Origin of the sequence: Pantoea sp. PNA 03-3 (assembly GCF_003201175.1) — a bacterium.
Lineage (GTDB): Bacteria > Pseudomonadota > Gammaproteobacteria > Enterobacterales > Enterobacteriaceae > Pantoea > Pantoea stewartii.
The window spans coordinates 1,070,278-1,089,120 of the sequence record NZ_QICO01000001.1 but is presented as its reverse complement, the minus strand read 5'-3'; the positions used below and the strand labels follow the sequence as shown (position 1 = coordinate 1,089,120).

The window sequence follows — 18,843 nt, the reverse complement described above, 5'->3', positions numbered from 1 at the left end:
TCCTTGGTCATTCGTTGCCATCCCGGGGAGGGCAGAATTAAACAGCTACCAAGAAGCGTAGACGAGAGTCATTCAACTCTACCGTAAAAAATTGCATCAAAAGTTGAATTTCGCGCTCAGGCTGAGAACAGCGCAATAAGCACGGGCGCGGCCAGGCTCATAATAAATCCATGCACGATCGCCGCCGGCACAATATCGGTACCGCCTGCACGTTGTAAAACGGGCAGGGTAAAATCCATTGACGTCGCGCCGCACAAGCCCAGCGCGCTGCTGCGGTGGCGGGCGATCAGCGCGGGAATCAGCATAATGGCGATAAGCTCTCGCAGCAGGTCATTAAAAAACGCGGCACTGCCGATCACTGGCCCAAATGCTTCTGTCATCAGAATGCCGGAAAGGGAATACCAGCCAAAGCCACTGGCGAGTGCCAGGCCGGTTTTAAGGGGGAGCCCCAGTATCAGCGCCGCTATAATGCCGCCCAGTAAGCCACTCAGCAGGACGACACAGGCAACCGTCATCCCCCGGCGATTCAGGATAATCTGGCGCAGCGTCATGCCGCTGCCGCGCAGTTGAATACCGACCAGCAAGAGCAGGAAGATCAAGGCATATTCACTGGCTGCGGATGCATGGTGCAGCCAGGGCCATTGCGTAAGGCCCAGCGCAAAGCCGAGGACTACGACGCCGCACAACGTCAGCGATTCCAGCGCCATATGTAAACGTGACGGCAGTTTTTGCTGTTTATGATGATGTTGCCAGGGCATCCGCTGTTCCAGCCAGCGCAATGCCAGCAGGTTGCACAGTAAAATACAGCCCGCAGCGACGGATGCCGTATAAAAAACGGTGATCAGATTGCTGCTGAGGTTGTCCAGAAAAGCCAGGCTGATGCCCATAAAAAACAGAATGACGTAGACCATCCAGCCCAGCAGACGATTTACCGCCTTAAGAAACCTGGCCTGCCGGACGGGTAACAGCCAGCCAGCGAAGAGCGGGAGTAGAATCAGTAACAGTCCTGAATACATAATGAAAAGATCGTCCATGTTAAAATTGACGCTACGCTAACGAAAAAGCACAGGGGAGTAAACCCTGACGGTAAAGTCACCTGACCGCCAGAGCAACGCGTTCCCTTCTTCGGTCAGCTCAAAGGATAAAGCGCTATGAATCTGGAACATATCGATATCCGGGGATTTCGCGGCATTAATCAGCTTTCTCTTCCGTTAACGCGCATTAACCTGTTGATCGGCGAAAATGCCTGGGGGAAATCCAGTCTGCTGGATGCACTGAGTCTGCTGCTGTCACCGCACACGCGCGAGTATGTTTTTACGTCTGACGATTTTCATTTTACGCCTGGCGACAGGGACGACCAGGTGCATCGCCTGTCTGTGGTTTTTCATTTTCGTGAGGATGAGGCAGAAACCAGCGGACCACTTGCGCCTTTCTGGCTAGGCGCGATACCCGGACAACGCTATCTGCGTTACAGCATCCAGGCCAGACGACACGCTGGCCAGATTCGATCCTCGCGACGCTTTATCGACAGCGAGGGCCAGGTGTTGCCAGAAGCGGGAACGGCTGAGGCGATCGATTTTCTTCTGCGTATGAATCCGGTATTACGCCTGCGCGATGCGCGTTTTAGCCGCCGCCTGCGTCCCGTTGCCAGCCGGGTGGATGAACGTCTGATGACATTAAATCAGCTGACGCAGGAGCTGGATAACCTGACGCGCGATCTGGACCGTCATCCCCAACAGTTGAGCGATGCGGTCCTGCGTCAGGGCGTGCAAACGCTACAGCAACTGATGGAGCACTATTTTCTGGTGCAGCATCCGGATCACGGGAGCCAGGCGTTCCGCGTCGATCCACAGTCACGGGATGGCGTTGAGGGCTGGCGTTCGCTGGATCAGCTTAATCATCTGATTGCTGCCACCGATGTGCGCAGCCGTCAGTTGATTTTACTGCGGATGTTTAGCTTACTGATGCAGGCAAGGGGCAATGAGCCGTTGCTCCCGGGGGCGCGACCGCTGTTGTTAATTGAAGATCCGGAAACACGACTGCATCCCATCATGCTTTCGGTGGCCTGGAACTTGCTTGCGCTGCTGCCGTTGCAGAAGATTGCCACGACCAACTCGGGCGAGTTATTGTCGCAGGTGGCGGTAGAGGATGTGTGTCGACTGGTACGCGAACCCATGCGCGTGGCGGCGTGGCGCATCGGCCCTGAAGGATTGAGTGCAGAAGACAGCCGTCGCATCGGCTTTCATATTCGTGTTAACCGCCCCTCAGCGTTGTTTGCCCGTTGCTGGTTGCTGGTGGAAGGTGAAACCGAAGTCTGGATTATCAATCAGATGGCACGACAATGCGGTTATCACTTCGCGGCAGAAGGGATAAAAGTCATTGAATATGCGCAGTCAGGTCTGAAGCCGTTGCTGAAATTTGCCCGACGCATGGGCATCGCCTGGCATGTCCTGACGGATGGCGACATGGCAGGAAAAAAATATGCCGCCACGGCGCGCAGCCAGCTTCAGCCGCATGATAATGAAAAGCATCATCTGACCCAGCTTCCGGCGGCCGATATGGAACAGTTCCTCTACAACAACGGCTTTAGCGAGGTTTACCATGCGGCAGCGCATCTGCCGTTAAACGTGCCTGTTAATTCCAGGCGTATTATTACCAAAGCGATTCATCGCGCATCAAAACCGGAACTGGCCATCACGGTCGCTATGGCGGCCGCAGAACGCGGAACCGCGTCTGTTCCGACCTGTCTGCAAGAGATGTTTGTTCGCGTCATTCAACTGGCGCAGGGGAAGGCGGGTTAAGGCATAAAGTAAAAATGCCAGCGCATCAGGCTGGCATTTTTGACGGAGCGGTCCAACGTTGGGGATGTCAGGCCACGGCCTGCTGCGCTTCTACGGGTACAATAAGACTGGCATGGTTGCCCTTCGGGCCTTGATGAACGTCAAAATGGACCTGCTGGCCCGCTTTTAACGTCCTGTAACCATCCATCTGTATTGTTGAGTAGTGTGCGAAGATATCTTCGCCGCCCCCGATTGGACAGATAAAGCCGAAACCTTTGGCGTTATTGAACCATTTAACGGTACCTGTCTCCATGCTTTTACTTCCCTCGCAAGACATTTTATAAGTAGGTGAGGTGACGTAAGCTGTGAGTCGGGTTTGATTAAAACTCAATCAGCTTGTGAAGCTAGAATGTAGAAAAATCGCCGCGATCGTCAAGCAAACCACCGGGCCAGGTGGGGAGAAAATCATTAAAATTTGAGGTAGTTAACGCTATTTGAAATTTTGTGATACAGGTCGCGTAACGAATTTTTGGCTGACCGATTCATTAGCGGCAGTGCACTTGACACACGTGTTAAACTCTACAGATGACACCGGGTTTGATGATGACGTACTGACTCACAACGGAACACTATGGCAAACACTAAAGACTGGCTAAATTTCGAACACTTAGCCGAAGGTAAAGTACGCGAAGAGTTAAAGCCACCTTCGATGTATAAAGTCATTCTGAATAATGACGATTATACACCTATGGAATTTGTTATTGACGTTCTGCAAAAGTTCTTTTCTTATGATATTGAACGTGCAACGCAACTGATGCTGAAAGTTCACTACCACGGTAAAGCCATCTGTGGTGTATTTACCGCAGAAGTCGCTGAGACGAAAGCGGCACAGGTGAACAATTACGCGCGGGACAATCATCATCCGTTGCTGTGTACGCTTGAAAAAGCCTGAGCCTCTCTCCATACAGGAAGCAGGTCAGAGCGATTAACTGGAGGAGGTGCCTAATGCTCAATCAAGAACTGGAACTCAGTTTAAACATGGCTTTCGCCAGAGCGCGTGAGCACCGTCATGAGTTTATGACCGTCGAGCATTTGTTACTGGCATTGCTCAGTAACCCGTCGGCAAGAGAGGCACTGGAAGCCTGTACGGTGGACATTGTGGCTCTGCGGCAGGAGCTTGAAGCCTTCATTGAACAAACCACGCCTGTGCTGCCCGCCAGTGAAGAGGAGCGCGATACGCAACCGACGCTCAGCTTCCAGCGCGTGTTGCAACGCGCCGTGTTCCACGTTCAGTCATCCGGACGCAGCGAAGTCAATGGCGCGAATGTTTTGGTCGCCATCTTCAGCGAACAAGAATCCCAGGCAGCGTATCTGCTGCGCAAACACGAAGTCAGCCGCCTCGATGTGGTGAACTTCATCTCTCACGGTACGCGCAAAGACGAACCGGGCCAGGCACCTGGTGCTGAAAATCCGGTTAACGAAGAGCAAGCAGGCGGGGAGGAACGTATGGAAAACTTCACCACCAATCTTAATCAGCTTGCTCGCGTTGGCGGCATTGATCCGCTGATTGGCCGCGACAAAGAGCTGGAACGTACGATTCAGGTTCTGTGTCGTCGCCGTAAAAATAACCCCCTGCTGGTGGGTGAGTCGGGCGTCGGTAAAACCGCGATTGCGGAAGGATTAGCCTGGCGAATCGTTCAGGGCGACGTGCCAGAGGTGATGAAGGACTGCACCATTTACTCGCTGGACATTGGTTCGCTGCTGGCGGGCACCAAGTACCGTGGTGACTTTGAAAAACGTTTTAAAGCGTTGCTGAAACAGCTTGAGCAAGATAACTCCAGCATCCTGTTTATTGATGAAATTCACACCATTATCGGTGCGGGCGCCGCATCGGGTGGACAGGTGGATGCCGCTAACCTGATTAAGCCGCTGCTCTCCAGTGGCAAAATCCGCGTGATGGGATCAACCACGTATCAGGAATTCAGCAATATTTTTGAGAAAGATCGTGCCCTGGCGCGTCGTTTCCAGAAAATTGACATTACCGAGCCCTCTGTTGAAGAGACGGTGCAGATTCTTAATGGTCTGAAAACCAAATACGAAGCGCACCATGATGTACGTTACACCGCGAAAGCCGTGCGCGCGGCGGTGGAGCTGGCGGTGAAATACATCAACGATCGTCATTTGCCGGATAAGGCTATCGACGTCATTGATGAAGCCGGTGCCCGTGCGCGCCTGATGCCTGCCAGCAAACGTAAGAAAACGGTGAATGTGGCGGACATTGAAACGGTGGTGGCGCGTATTGCCCGTATTCCGGAGCAAAGTGTGTCAGCAACCGATCGCGATACGCTGAAAAATCTGGGCGACCGTCTGAAAATGCTGGTCTTCGGTCAGGATAATGCCATTGAGGCATTGACTGAAGCCATCAAGATGAGCCGCGCAGGTCTGGGTCAGGATCGCAAGCCGGTAGGGTCGTTCCTGTTTGCCGGTCCTACCGGTGTGGGTAAAACCGAAGTGACCGTCCAGTTAGCTAAAGCGCTGGGCATCGAACTGCTGCGCTTCGACATGTCCGAATATATGGAACGTCACACCGTCAGCCGTCTGATTGGTGCGCCTCCCGGCTATGTCGGTTTCGATCAGGGCGGCTTGCTGACCGATGCGGTGATCAAACATCCTCACGCCGTTGTGCTGCTGGATGAAATTGAGAAAGCGCATCCGGACGTGTTCAACCTGTTGTTGCAGGTCATGGACAACGGCATGCTGACTGATAACAACGGTCGCAAAGCGGACTTCCGTAACGTGGTGCTGGTGATGACCACCAACGCCGGCGTGCGTGAAACTGAGCGTAAATCTATTGGCCTGATTCATCAGGACAACAGTACGGATGCAATGGAAGAGATTAAGAAAATCTTTACGCCTGAATTCCGTAACCGTCTGGACAACATTATCTGGTTCAGCCACCTGTCAACGGACGTCATTCACCAGGTGGTCGACAAGTTTATTGTTGAACTGCAGGCGCAGCTGGATGCGAAAGGCGTTTCGCTGGAAGTCAGTGACGAAGCGCGTGACTGGCTGGCAGAGAAGGGCTATGACAAAGCGATGGGTGCCCGTCCAATGGCACGTACCGTGCAGGAAAGCCTGAAGAAACCGCTGGCGAACGAACTGCTGTTTGGTTCTCTGGTCGACGGGGGATCGGTTTCCGTTGCGCTGGATAAAGAGAAGGGGCAACTGACCTACCACTTCCTCAGCGCGCAAAAACGCAAAACGGAAGGGACGGTGCACTAAGCACCGTTTCACAGAACGAGAAAAGGCCGGATAAAATCCGGCCTTTTTTTTGTCCGCCTGCGCGCACGCAGGCAGCAGCATCAACGCAACTCAGCGACTACGGAAGACAATGCGGCCTTTGCTCAGGTCGTACGGGGTCAGCTCGACAGTCACTTTGTCGCCCGTCAGGATGCGGATGTAGTTTTTACGCATTTTACCGGAGATATGAGCGGTAACCACGTGTCCGTTCTCAAGTTCTACGCGGAACATGGTGTTAGGTAACGTATCCAGTACGGTACCTTGCATTTCAATATTGTCTTCTTTGGCCATCGAATCCTCTGGGTGTACTACCTTTCAGTTGAATCGGCAAGATAATGCCCAATTCAACAAGTTATGTAAAGAACCGTCGGCAATAAAGCCAACGCATCGCCGTGCTTCGCGTGTCAACGCGAGCATGTCGGTTAAATTCGGGTGTTTATGTGACGTCTGCGGGGGATTAGCGGGCTAAGAATCTGAATCAACCGGTAACACGCGCACGATTGAAACAGTTCCGAGAGTGCGATGAGATTCCCAGCCTGGCAATTCCGGCTTGAAAACCAAGCGCGGACGACATACCAAACCTGGCTATTATATCACTTAACCGACTTTATGTGTGCAAAACATCTACGCAACTTTTAAAAAAGGGTTTGATTACGCCAGCAGCCGCTGTCAACGGCCAGGGATGTCAGGTTTTTTACCTGCTCAAGATAACGATCGCGTGCAATCTCAACCGCTCCCAGCGAAGCGGTATGGGGGTTAAGTATCTGACAATCCACTAACTGGCCCCCGTGCTTAATAAAATGCTGACAGAATACCAGTAAGGCTGTTTTTGACGCATTGGGTTGCAGGCTGAACATCGATTCGCCGCAAAAGATTTGTCCCAACGCCAGACCGTACATGCCACCTGCAAGGGTTTGATCGCGCCAGACTTCAATCGAGTGCGCGTGGCCCAGTTCATAGAGCTTCTGCCAGGCGCGTTTCACTTCAAACGTAATCCATGTACCTTCTTCGCGGCCCAGGGCACAGCCGTCAACGACATCGCCAAAGGCCTCATTCATCGTCACCCGATAAGGTGACTGCTGATGAAACCGCTTCATACTGCGACTGAGATGGAACTGCGTCGGGAATAACACCGCTCGCGGATCGGGTGACCACCACAAAATCGGATCGCCGGGCGAGAACCAGGGAAAAATACCCTGCTGATAGGCACTCAGCAGGCGTGCAGGGGAGAGATCGCCGCCCATCGCCAGCAGGCCGTTCGGCTCGCGCAGCGCGGTTTCCGGTGGCGGAAAGCGCAACGACTCTTGTGACAGTTGAACCAGTCTCATCGCGGTAATGTACCCCTCAGCGTTTGCTCAGCACTATAGCGCAAAGCGCTGCTGGAAACGCCAGTAACGTCCACCTTTTGCGACTAATTCAGAATGATTTCCCTGCTCGACGATCTTACCGCTGTCCATAAGGCAAATTCGGTCCATTTGCGCCAGGCCGCGCAGACGATGCGTTACCATAATGACCGTTTTACCCGTGGTGATCTGCTGCAGAAAGGCGAGAATCTGCTGCTCGGTGGTGGCATCAAGTCCTTCAGTCGGCTCGTCCAGAAGCCATAAGTCGCCGTTGTGTAACATCGCCCGGGCGATGGCCAGGCGGCGTAGCTCTCCACCCGACAGCGGACGGCCGCCTTCACCCAGCCAGGCATTAAGCCCTTCTTCATTTTCCAGCAGGCCCTGAAGCCCGGTTTGCACCAGTGCATTTTCAAGCATTGCATCACTGGCGGTGGGGCAGGCCAGCAACAAATTGTCCCGTAGCGTCTGACTAAACACATGGACGCGCTGGGTGACTACGCTGATGCGCTGACGAAGTTGGGCTTCATCCCAGTCCGCAAGCGGTACGCTGTTCAATACGATTTCGCCCTGTTGCGCCTCCCAGGCGCGGGTGAGCAGCCCAAGCAAGGTGGACTTGCCGCAGCCTGTGGGGCCGAGAAGGGCAATACGTTCACCGGCTTTCATCGTCAGTGAAAACTGATCCAACACCTTTTCTGGTCGTCCCGGATAACGGAAATCCAGCGCGTCAATCCTGAGTTGCAGCGCACCGGCGGGAACCGTGCTTGTGGATGGAAAGAGGATGGCAGGCGACTGATCGATAACGTCATTGACGCGTTGTGCTGCCGTGATTACCTGAGACAGGGGCAAAAAGGCGCTCGCGATCGGCGCCAGTGCTTCAAAAGCTGCCAGGGCACAAAACACCACCAGGGCAATGAGCGGTCCGGGCAGTTGCTGCTGCGCAATGCTTGTTGCGCTCAGCCAGAGCAGGGCAGTGACAGTGAGGCCATTGCATAACAGCAGCAGACTTTGCGCCAGCGCCTGTAAACGCTCCTGCTGACGTTGTGCGTCCTGCCACTGCTGCTCATCTTCGTCCAGCCTGGCCCGCCAGCGGGTAGCGTTACCATACAGTGTCAGTTCTGCCTGTCCCGCCAGCCAGTGCATTAACTGCTCTCGCCAGCGCGATCGCTGCCGGGCAATCGCGATGCCGGTGGGCGCGCCCAGACGGTAGAACAGCGGGGGAAAAAGGCAGAGCAGCGTAAGCAGAATGCCGCCCAGCACCAGCGCCAGGTGCAGATCAATCAGGCTGAGGCCGGCTGTTACCACGACGATAACGATAAACGCGCCCAGCAGCGGCGAGAGGACCCGCAAATAGAGATGATCCAGCGTATCCACATCACCAACAAAACGATTAAGCAGATCGGCCTGACGAAAGAGCGCGAGCTGGCCGGGAGAAAGCGCAATCAGGCGGCTAAACGTGAAGACACGCAGATGCTGTAAAACCCGAAACGTTGCGTCGTGACTTACTAACCGCTCAAAATACCGGGCGGCGGTACGGGTAATCGCTGCGCCGCGCACGCCAGCGGCGGGAAGCATATAGTTGAAACTGTACAGACCAGCCACACCGGCTACAGAAGAGGCGGCCAGAAACCAGCCCGACAACGTGAGCAAGCCGATACTGGCTAACAGCGTGACAATCGCCAGCACGATCCCTGACGTCAGGCGGAAGGGATGACGCAGCCATAGCCGCAGAAAGGGACGCAGAGCCGTCATCAGAAAATCTCCTGTTGCCGGTGTTGTAATAAATCACTGAACGGACCGGACGCAGTCAGCGTCTGCCAGTCGCCCTGCTGTACGATCTGACCGGCCTGCATTACCCAGATCGCATCCCATGTCTGAAGCAGATCAATTTGGTGGGTGATCATCAGCGTAGTCTGGCGCGTGGCCGCCTGATTTAATGCCTGCATCACATGATGTTCACTTTGACTGTCCAGGCTGGCAGCGGGCTCATCCAGTAACAATAACTGGGCGGGTTTATACAGCGCGCGGGCTACGGCAATGCGCTGTGCCTGACCGACCGATAAGTGATGACTGGCATCCCCCGGTTCGGTATCCAGTCCGGCAGGCAGTCGGGAAAGAAATTCATCGATCCCACATGATGCGGTTAAGGCACTTAGCCGTGCGGGATCGTGCGGCGCATCCATGATGATATTGTCCCGTAACGTTGCGGCGGGTAGCTGGGGATTCTGGCCGACCCAGGCAAGATGCCGATGCCAGTCACGGCGTGCGATACGGTGAAGTTCAATGCCGTTAACTTTCAGCGATCCCTGATAGGGTAAAAAGCCCAGCAGGGCATTTAACAGTGCGGTTTTGCCTGCACCGCTTTTGCCCACCAGCGCGACGCGCGTGCCTGCGCGCAGGGTGAAGGTGAGCGGGCCGCAGAGCCGATGGCCATTGGGCGCGTGCACCGTCAGATTTTCTGCCACCAGCTCTACTGGCGCCGTTGCGCTAAAGGCGTCGCTGGCGGATGCGTTTTCGGCCTCTGGCGTTTCCTGCATAAAGCGTTCAAGCGCATCGGCACCGCCAATTGCCTGCGCTTTAGCATGGTAGAACGTGCCCAGATCGCGCAGAGGCTGAAAAAATTCCGGGGCCAGAATCAGCACCAGGAAGCCGGCAAACAGCGTTACGCCGCGGCCATAATCACCAAAGTGCAGTTCGCCCAAATAGGAAAAGCCAAAATAAACGGCGACAACGGCGATGGACAGTGACGCAAAAAATTCCAGTACTGACGAAGAAAGAAAGGCCAGACGCAGAACCTCCATCGTCCGTTGACGGAAATCCGTCGTGGCGTCAGCAATCGCCTGTTTTTCGGCGTCTGCCCGATAAAACAGACGCAGGGTTTCCCGGCCACGCAAGCGATCCAGAAAGTTGCCACTCAGGCGTGCGAGCGCCACAAAGTTACGGCGATTAGCCTCGGCCGCGCCCATGCCGACCAGGGCCATAAAAAGCGGGATCAACGGCGCGGTCGCGAACAGGATCAGACCTGCCGCCCAGTTTAACGGAAACAGGGTGAGCAATATGCAACAGGGAATGACCGCCGCCAGCGTCATCTGTGGCAAATAACGCGCGTAATAGGCCTGCATATCCTCGGTTTGCTCAAGGAGTAACGTTGCCCAACTGCCGGCGGGCTTGCCCTGTATCCAGGCCGGCCCCAACGCTGCCAGACGATCCAGCACCTGTTTACGCAAAGCCTGACGGATGGCCTGCCCGGCACGAAATCCAGCCTGCTCCCGGGCATAATTCAGCGCGGCGCGCAGAACAAAGCACAGGATCAGAAGTGAAAATGAGGACAAAAGGGAGGCTGGAGAATGCCTGTCAATAATCAGCGCCTGCAGTAGCGACGCTAAAAGCCATGCCTGCATGATAATCAGAAGCGCGCCAGCGCAGCCCAGCAACGACGTAACGCGCAACCAGGGGCCAGCATGATGACACTGTTGACGAAGCCAACGAGTAAGATGCTGCTGACGCGATTTATTCATGCGAAACCCAATGTGGCAAAGACAAATGAAATGAGGCTGGTCCTCACACCCGGCGCCTGAATTTATCATGGTGATAATAAAAAAGGCGACTGAAAAACAGTCGCCTCAAACAATTAAGATCAGGTTATTAACAACTTACTTATCGTTCTTAACCAATCCGTCAAGATAACGCTCTGCATCTAACGCAGCCATACAACCGGTACCGGCAGAGGTAATGGCCTGACGGTAGATATGGTCCATGACGTCACCCGCGGCAAACACGCCAGGGATACTGGTTTGCGTGGCATTACCATGCAGGCCGGACTGTACCTTGATGTAGCCGTTTTCCAGCGCCAGCTGACCATCGAAAATCGCCGTATTCGGGCTGTGTCCGATAGCAACAAACAGGCCGGCAACGTCCAGCGTTTCGGTCTCTTCGGTATTCAGCGTTGAACGCAGCGTCAGCCCCGTCACGCCCATCTGATCGCCGACCACTTCTTCCAGCGTTCTGTGTGTATGCAACACGATATTGCCGTTGCTGACTTTTTCCATCAGACGATCAATAAGGATTTTCTCTGCGCGGAAGCTGTCGCGGCGGTGAATTAAATGCACTTCAGAGGCGATATTCGCCAGATAAAGTGCTTCTTCAACCGCGGTATTTCCGCCACCGATAACGGCGACTTTTTGGTTGCGGTAGAAGAAACCATCACAGGTCGCACAGGCTGAAACGCCTTTGCCTTTAAAAGCGTCTTCCGACGGTAAGCCCAGATAGCGTGCTGATGCACCCGTGGCAATAATCAGCGCATCGGCAGTATATTCGCCACTGTCACCGGTCAGACGGAAGGGACGGTTCTGCAGATCGACCGTATGAATATGATCGAAAATAATTTCCGTGTTAAATTTCTCGGCATGCTCATGCATACGTTCCATCAGCGAGGGACCTGTCAGATCATGCGGGTCGCCCGGCCAGTTTTCCACTTCCGTCGTGGTGGTCAGCTGACCGCCTTTTTCCAGCCCGGTAATCAGTACTGGATTCAAATTGGCGCGTGCAGCATAGACGGCCGCGGTATAACCTGCCGGACCAGAGCCCAAAATGAGCAACTTACTGTGTTTAGCCGTACTCATGCGTTCCTCAGTTTTATTCACCTGACATAACCTGCGATTGTAGGGAATATGCCGTAGCAATGACAACACTTGCACACTTTTGTTAGCGATTGCTGCAAACGGCGTAGACGATGAATGGCTTTTTCGCCTGTCTCCTGTGCCAAAAGGGGGCAAAAATTCAGTTTACAGACCACCATCGCACGAAAATACTCATTTAAAAACAGTGACCCAGCGAAGTGTCTGGCATCTTGTCCTGAATTTAGACATTTTACTTTGACAATCGCCTGCGCATTTGCGAAAACAGTGTGAGAAGCGAATAACTTAGTCTGAACAAAACGGGTGTTGCCGCCGGGTTTTGGGCAGAGTACCGAACGAATTTTATCGTCTGATATTGGTCATGACGCATGCGGTGGACAGACAGCATGCGTCATACAAATAGGTACGAATGCGCTCAGACGCCGTTATTTCACTTCAAAAATGCCCCGAACAATGACCGTTTTCAGGGGATGGCAGGTAAAGGGAAGGAATGAAGAGAGACAATAATAATGGTAGATAATAAGAAACGCCCCGGTAAGGATCTCGACAGGATCGACAGAAACATTCTCAATGAATTGCAGAAAGACGGTCGCATCTCAAACGTGGAACTTTCCAAACGTGTAGGATTATCTCCTACACCTTGTCTTGAGCGTGTACGCCGTCTTGAACGCCAGGGATTCATCCTTGGCTATACTGCGCAACTCAACCCTCACTACCTGGATGCTTCATTACTGGTATTTGTTGAGATTACTCTGAATCGTGGCGCACCTGATGTGTTTGAGCAATTTAACGCCGCTGTGCAAAAACTTGAGGAAACTCAAGAGTGTCACCTGGTTTCTGGTGATTTCGACTACCTGCTTAAAACGCGCGTGCCTGATATGTCCGCTTACCGCAAGCTGCTGGGTGAAACCTTGCTGCGCCTGCCAGGCGTAAACGACACGCGTACTTATGTGGTGATGGAAGAGGTCAAACAGAGCAATCGTCTGGTGATCAAAACGCGCTGATGCGTGGCAGGTGCAAAGCCTGGGAAATTTCGGTACACTCCTGTGAATACATACAGGACCAGCGTCGGGTGAGCCCGACGCTGTTGTTTCTTACTTTACAGGCACCTGGAGAGATCTCTTGAGCCAGGAATACACAGAAGATAAAGACGTTTCGTTACAGTCGCTGAGCAGCGGACGCCGTCTGCTGGAAGCGTTACTTATTTTGGTGGCATTGTTCGCCATCTACCTGATGATTTCCCTGGTCAGCTTTAATCCTTCCGATCCGAGCTGGTCGCAAACGGCCTGGCATGAACCTATCCATAACATGGGTGGCACAGTCGGCGCATGGCTGGCTGATACGCTGCTTTTCATCTTTGGTGTGATGGCCTATGCCATTCCGCCGGTCATACTGGGGCTGTGCTGGATAGCGTTTCGCCAGCGGGATAACCAGGATTATGTGGACTACTTTGCCATTGGTTTACGCTTAATCGGTGTCCTGGCCCTGGTCGTCACCACCTGTGGGATGGCCGCGCTCAACGCGGACGACATCTGGTATTTTGCTTCCGGAGGCGTCATTGGCAGCCTCGTCAGTAATGCCATTTCACCCTGGTTCAGTCCGGCAGGTGGCACACTGACTTTGCTCTGCATCTGGGCCGCAGGGATCACGCTGTATACGGGCTGGTCATGGTTAACCATTGCGGAAAGAATCGGTGGCGTGGTCATGGGCGTGCTGACATTCGCCAGCAACCGCTCACGTCATGATGAACCCTGGCATGAAGAGGACGAAGCAGACGATTATCACGAGAGCGCACCCGTCCTTCATGCTCAGACGGACGACGACGATGACGTATTGCTGGCCGCGCCGCGTAAGGCGCAGCCCGATCTGGATGCGCATGATCCACTGTTAGCCAGGGCCGCCACCGCCACCCGCGCCGCTGTTGCGGCCACAGCCGAAGTATCTGCGACCACGACACCGACGGCAAGCGCTCAGACTACTGCCACAGCACCTGCGCAGCCTGCCGCCGCAACAATGGCGGCAACGCCTGTCAGTGCGCCATTAGCTTCACCTGAGCCTGAACAGGTTGCAGCGACGCCTGAACCTGTTTCGCCTGTTGCGGCATCGCCTCATCCAGCCCCGGTGACGCACACTGCACCGCGCGAGCCGGTGTCACAGGAGAAGCCTCTCACTGAACCGCCGCGCTACCGCTTTGAGTTACCGGACGATGCACCGGCGGCTGCCCCGCACTTTACCGCTTATGAGGATGACGAACCCAAAATGGGTAACTGGCGTGAAGCCACGTCAGCAGCCTCGCTGAACAGCGCTGCTGTCGCCGGTGCTGCGGCAACCGCAGCATCGTCAGCATCCTCACCGCTGTTTGAGCCTGTCCCTGAAACGGTGTCGAATCCACAGGTGAAACAGGGGATTGGTCCGGCGCTGCCGCGGCCTAATCCGGTTAAACTGCCTACCCGACGTGAGCTGGCCTCGTACGGCATTAAACTGCCTTCACAGCGTATGGCGGAAGAAAAAGCCAAACGTGCTGAACTGCCGTCATCACAACCTACGAAAGAAGATGCGTCACTCACTGACTGGTCAGCAGAGGAGCAGGATGCGCTGCAACAGGCAGAGTTGCGTCAGGCGTTCCAGTCAGAGCAGCAGCAACGCTATGGCGAAAGCTGGCAGCAGGACGACGCGCACGAGGACGATGAGCTGGCATTGCAGCAGGCCTCGCTGGCGCGTCAGTTCGCACAGCAACAGCAACAGCGCTATGAAACGGTGCCTGAAGACAATGCACCCGTTTTCAATCTGGATACGTCAGCGGCCTTCGATTTCTCCCCAATGAAGGACCTGGTCGACGATGGCCCTGTCGAGCCGCTGTTCACCATTGCAGCATCGCCGGACGTCAGCGAGGTCGCGCCACAACATGAGCCCTGGCAGCACGTTCAGGCTGCACCAGAACAGCCTGCGGCTCAGCGTGTAGAATCGGCCCAGACCTTTGCGGCCGATCATTTTGCCGCGCCTGCGCAGCAGCCGGAGCCGGTCACGGAGGCGAAGCCATCCGTGCATGACAGCCTGATTCACCCCTTCCTGATGCGTCACGAGCAGCCACTGGAAAAACCTTCTACACCCTTACCGTCACTCGATCTCCTGACCGCGCCGCCGGAAGAGGAAGAACCGGTTGATATGTTCGCCCTTGAGCAGACAGCAAGACTGGTTGAAGCGCGTCTGGGTGACTACCGCGTCAAGGCCGAGGTGGTGGGCATTTCGCCAGGACCTGTGATTACCCGTTTTGAACTGGATCTCGCGCCGGGCGTGAAAGCGGCGCGTATCTCTAACCTGTCACGCGATTTGGCCCGCTCCCTGTCGACTACGGCAGTGCGTGTGGTTGAAGTGATCCCTGGCAAACCCTATGTTGGTCTGGAATTACCCAACCGACATCGCCAGACCGTTTACCTGCGTGAAGTGCTGGATTGTCCAAAATTCCGTGACAATCCCTCGCCGCTGTCTGTGGTGCTGGGTAAAGATATTGCCGGCCAGCCGGTCGTCGCCGATCTGGCTAAAATGCCACACTTACTGGTAGCGGGTACAACCGGTTCCGGTAAGTCCGTCGGCGTGAATGCGATGATCCTCAGCATGCTGTATAAAGCCACGCCGGAAGACGTGCGCTTTATTATGATTGACCCCAAGATGCTCGAGCTTTCCGTTTACGAAGGCATTCCGCATCTGCTGACCGAAGTCGTGACCGATATGAAAGATGCGGCGAACGCGCTGCGCTGGAGTGTCGGTGAGATGGAGCGTCGCTATAAGCTGATGTCGGCGCTGGGTGTACGTAATCTGGCTGGCTACAACGAAAAAGTGGCGCAGGCGGATGCAATGGGGCGGCCGATTCCCGATCCGTTCTGGAAGCCAGGCGACAGCATGGATATGACGCCGCCAGTGCTGGAAAAACTGCCTTACATCGTGGTGATGGTGGATGAGTTCGCCGATTTGATGATGGCTGTCGGTAAGAAAGTGGAAGAACTGATTGCACGTCTTGCACAGAAAGCGCGTGCGGCGGGAATCCACCTTGTTCTGGCAACCCAGCGTCCGTCAGTTGACGTCATTACCGGCCTCATCAAAGCCAACATTCCTACCCGTATCGCGTTTACTGTCTCAAGTAAAATTGACTCGCGAACCATCCTTGATCAGGGCGGTGCAGAATCGTTACTGGGGATGGGCGATATGCTTTACATGCCGCCCAACTCATCAATGCCGGTGCGTGTTCACGGTGCCTTTGTGCGCGATCAGGAAGTACATGCTGTCGTGCAGGACTGGAAAGCGCGCGGGCGTCCGCAATATATTGAAAGCATTACGGCGGGCGAAGAAAGTGAAGGCGGGGGCGGCATTGACAGCGATGAAGAACTCGATCCGTTGTTCGATCAGGCTGTTGCCTTTGTGGTGGATAAGCGACGCGCCTCGATTTCGGGCGTACAGCGTCAGTTCCGTATCGGTTATAACCGTGCTGCGCGCATCATTGAACAGATGGAAGCACAGGGCATCGTCTCGTCACCGGGCCACAACGGTAACCGTGAAGTGCTCTCTCCACCACCCCATGATATGTAAAGCCTGAACGATAAGCTTTGAAACACAAAACAATGAGCCAGTTTCCACTGGCTCATTGTTTTTTAGCGGTTAACCCCCATAGTTGATTAGTGTTTCGGTTTTTTCTCCTGTATTAAACGCAGGACAGCGACCAGGCTTAGTCACGTGATCAACGGGAAACGATTTAATAAGGATTTAAGCAGATGAAATTACGCGTAATCGCCTTAGGCCTGCTGGCCGCTTTGGGGTCAGCCAACGTTCTCGCCGATGCGTCGAGCGACCTGCAACAGCGCCTTAATAAAGTTAACAGCTTCCACGCCAGCTTTACTCAAAAGGTGACCGATGGAAGCGGTGCCAACGTGCAGGAGGGTGAAGGCGAGCTCTGGGTTAAGCGCCCCAGTCTGTTCAACTGGCATATGACCGCACCCGACGAGAGCATCATTATTTCTGACGGGAAATCGTTATGGTTCTATAACCCGTTTGTTGAACAAGCTACGGTCAGCCTGTTAAAGAATGCGACCAGCAATACACCGTTTATGTTGATTGCCCGTAACCAGGCCAGTGACTGGCAGCAATACAACGTAAAACAGCAGGGTGACAAATTTGAACTGACGCCGAAGAAAAGCGATGGCAACCTCAAGCAGTTCACGATTGATGTGACGCCAGATGGCACCATTAATCAGTTTAGCGCCGTCGAGCAGGATGGGCAGCGCAGTAACTACCAGCTAAAGAGCCAGAAAAACGGCCCGATTAGCCCGGATAAATTCACATTCACCCCGCCAAAAGGCGTCACGGTGGATGACCAACGTCAGTGAGGTGGTAGTGGGTAACCTGTCCCTGGATTTTTCCAGTGAAGATTTTAAACCGCTGGCCGCGCGTATGCGGCCAGCAACCCTGAAGCAATACATTGGACAGCAGCACCTGCTGGCTGCGGGTAAACCGTTGCCGCGCGCGATCGAAGCGGGGCACCTGCACTCCATGATTCTCTGGGGACCGCCAGGGACAGGAAAAACGACGCTGGCCGAGATTATCGCTCACTATGGTAATGCGGACGTTGAGCGTATTTCTGCGGTCACCTCTGGTGTCAAAGAGATTCGTGAAGCCATTGAACGCGCAAGGCTGAGCAAGCAGGCGGGCCGCCGCACTATCCTGTTTGTAGATGAAGTCCATCGCTTCAACAAAAGTCAGCAGGATGCGTTTCTTCCCCATATTGAAGACGGCACTATCACGTTTATCGGTGCCACGACAGAAAATCCCAGCTTTGAGCTTAACTCCGCACTGCTGTCACGTGCTCGTGTCTATTTACTTAAATCCCTGACCACAAAAGATATTGAGCAGGTGCTTGACCAGGCGATGCAGGATGCCAGTCGGGGTTATGGCAACAGCGATATCCTGTTACCTGACAATACGCGGCGTATGATTGCGGAACTGGTCAACGGCGATGCACGTCGTGCCCTGAATACGCTGGAAATGATGGCCGATATGGCCGAAACCAACGGCACAGGCAAACGCGAGCTGACGCCCCAGTTGCTGACCGAAGTGGCGGGGGAACGGTCTGCCCGGTTCGATAATAAAGGCGATCGCTTTTATGACCTGATTTCTGCCTTGCATAAATCCGTCCGGGGATCGGCGCCGGATGCCGCCCTGTACTGGTACGCCCGTATTATTACCGCCGGTGGCGATCCGCTGTATGTCGCGCGTCGGCTACTGGCCATTGCGTCTGAAGACGTCGGCAATGCCGATCCACGAGGCATGCAGGTGGCTATCGCGGCCTGGGACTGTTTCACCCGGGTTGGTCCGGCAGAAGGGGAGCGCGCGATTGCGCAGGCCATTGTCTATCTCGCCTGTGCGCCAAAAAGTAACGCCGTCTATAACGCGTTTAAGGCGGCGATGCGTGATGCACGCGACCATCCAGATTTTGATGTTCCCGATCATTTGCGCAATGCCCCCACGAAGCTAATGAAAGAGATGGGGCTGGGCGAAAGCTATCGCTATGCGCATGACGAAGCCAATGCCTATGCTGCGGGTGAAGTCTATTTCCCACCCGAAATGGCGCAAACGCGTTACTATCATCCCACTCAACGCGGTCTTGAAGGCAAAATTGGCGAAAAGCTGGCCTGGCTGGCTGAACTCGATCAAAATAGCCCGACAAAACGCTACCGCTGAAACAGACGTTGCGGTAATGTGGTCAATGTTTTCAACGCATTCCAGCGGGAGTGCGTC

13 protein-coding genes and 2 pseudogenes are annotated in these 18,843 nt (G+C 54.5%); 8 read left to right on the top strand and 7 right to left on the bottom strand.

Annotation, left to right across the window (positions count from 1 at the left end; all coding sequences use genetic code 11):
- Nucleotides 1-116: 116 nt before the first annotated feature.
- Nucleotides 117-1,016, bottom strand: a complete 900-nt coding sequence (locus C7433_RS05035; protein WP_039341349.1) for a lysine exporter LysO family protein — start codon at nt 1,014-1,016, stop codon at nt 117-119.
- Between the two features lie 135 nt (nt 1,017-1,151).
- Between C7433_RS05035 and C7433_RS05030 the strand changes: the two genes are divergently transcribed.
- Complete coding sequence (locus tag C7433_RS05030; protein WP_110267729.1) at nt 1,152-2,801, top strand: ATP-dependent endonuclease; 1,650 nt, start codon at nt 1,152-1,154, stop codon at nt 2,799-2,801.
- Between the two features lie 67 nt (nt 2,802-2,868).
- Here C7433_RS05030 and cspD read toward each other — a convergent pair whose 3' ends face one another.
- Nucleotides 2,869-3,093: a cold shock-like protein CspD gene (gene cspD / locus C7433_RS05025; protein ID WP_006118603.1), complete on the bottom strand. Its 225-nt coding sequence runs from the start codon at nt 3,091-3,093 to the stop codon at nt 2,869-2,871.
- 318 nt (nt 3,094-3,411) lie between these two features.
- On the opposite strand from cspD, the gene clpS reads away from it, so the two are divergent.
- Both clpS and clpA read left to right on the top strand, forming a co-directional pair.
- Nucleotides 3,412-3,732 (top strand): ATP-dependent Clp protease adapter ClpS, encoded by a 321-nt coding sequence (gene clpS / locus C7433_RS05020; RefSeq protein WP_006118604.1) that lies wholly within the window; start codon nt 3,412-3,414, stop codon nt 3,730-3,732.
- Nucleotides 3,733-3,785: 53 nt separating this feature from the next.
- Entirely contained in the window at nt 3,786-6,062 is a 2,277-nt protein-coding gene (gene clpA, locus C7433_RS05015) for an ATP-dependent Clp protease ATP-binding subunit ClpA (RefSeq protein WP_006118605.1), read from the top strand.
- Nucleotides 6,063-6,152: 90 nt separating this feature from the next.
- Here clpA and infA read toward each other — a convergent pair whose 3' ends face one another.
- The 5 genes from infA to trxB form a co-directional block, all read right to left on the bottom strand.
- The gene (gene infA / locus C7433_RS05010; protein ID WP_002211347.1) at nt 6,153-6,371 is read right to left on the bottom strand and encodes a translation initiation factor IF-1; all 219 of its coding nucleotides are present in this window, start codon (nt 6,369-6,371) and stop codon (nt 6,153-6,155) included.
- Between the two features lie 344 nt (nt 6,372-6,715).
- Nucleotides 6,716-7,408, bottom strand: coding sequence for a leucyl/phenylalanyl-tRNA--protein transferase (aat, locus tag C7433_RS05005; RefSeq protein WP_110267728.1), 693 nt, complete (start codon nt 7,406-7,408; stop codon nt 6,716-6,718).
- A 33-nt stretch (nt 7,409-7,441) separates the two neighbouring features.
- Nucleotides 7,442-9,172 (bottom strand): cysteine/glutathione ABC transporter ATP-binding protein/permease CydC, encoded by a 1,731-nt coding sequence (gene cydC, locus C7433_RS05000; RefSeq protein WP_110267727.1) that lies wholly within the window; start codon nt 9,170-9,172, stop codon nt 7,442-7,444.
- Nucleotides 9,172-10,938 carry a cysteine/glutathione ABC transporter permease/ATP-binding protein CydD gene (gene cydD / locus C7433_RS04995; RefSeq protein WP_110267726.1) on the bottom strand — a complete coding sequence of 589 codons (1,767 nt, stop codon included), beginning with the start codon at nt 10,936-10,938 and terminating at the stop codon, nt 9,172-9,174. Before cydD ends, cydC begins: the two co-directional genes overlap by 1 nt.
- A 135-nt stretch (nt 10,939-11,073) precedes the next feature.
- The gene (gene trxB / locus C7433_RS04990) at nt 11,074-12,042 is read right to left on the bottom strand and encodes a thioredoxin-disulfide reductase (protein WP_033737645.1); all 969 of its coding nucleotides are present in this window, start codon (nt 12,040-12,042) and stop codon (nt 11,074-11,076) included.
- 524 nt (nt 12,043-12,566) lie between these two features.
- On the opposite strand from trxB, the gene lrp reads away from it, so the two are divergent.
- From lrp to C7433_RS04970, 5 genes and pseudogenes are all read left to right on the top strand, one after another.
- Nucleotides 12,567-13,061 carry a leucine-responsive transcriptional regulator Lrp gene (lrp, locus tag C7433_RS04985; protein ID WP_006118610.1) on the top strand — a complete coding sequence of 165 codons (495 nt, stop codon included), beginning with the start codon at nt 12,567-12,569 and terminating at the stop codon, nt 13,059-13,061.
- Between the two features lie 229 nt (nt 13,062-13,290).
- Nucleotides 13,291-13,692: pseudogene (locus tag C7433_RS24095) on the top strand (DNA translocase FtsK 4TM domain-containing protein); the annotation flags it as partial.
- Nucleotides 13,693-14,415: 723 nt separating this feature from the next.
- Nucleotides 14,416-16,641: pseudogene (locus C7433_RS24090) on the top strand (DNA translocase FtsK); the annotation flags it as partial.
- Nucleotides 16,642-16,823: 182 nt separating this feature from the next.
- Nucleotides 16,824-17,435, top strand: a complete 612-nt coding sequence (gene lolA, locus C7433_RS04975) for an outer membrane lipoprotein chaperone LolA (protein ID WP_006118612.1) — start codon at nt 16,824-16,826, stop codon at nt 17,433-17,435.
- A 7-nt stretch (nt 17,436-17,442) separates the two neighbouring features.
- Nucleotides 17,443-18,786, top strand: coding sequence for a replication-associated recombination protein A (locus C7433_RS04970; protein ID WP_110267823.1), 1,344 nt, complete (start codon nt 17,443-17,445; stop codon nt 18,784-18,786).
- The last annotated feature ends 57 nt before the right edge of the window (nt 18,787-18,843 follow it).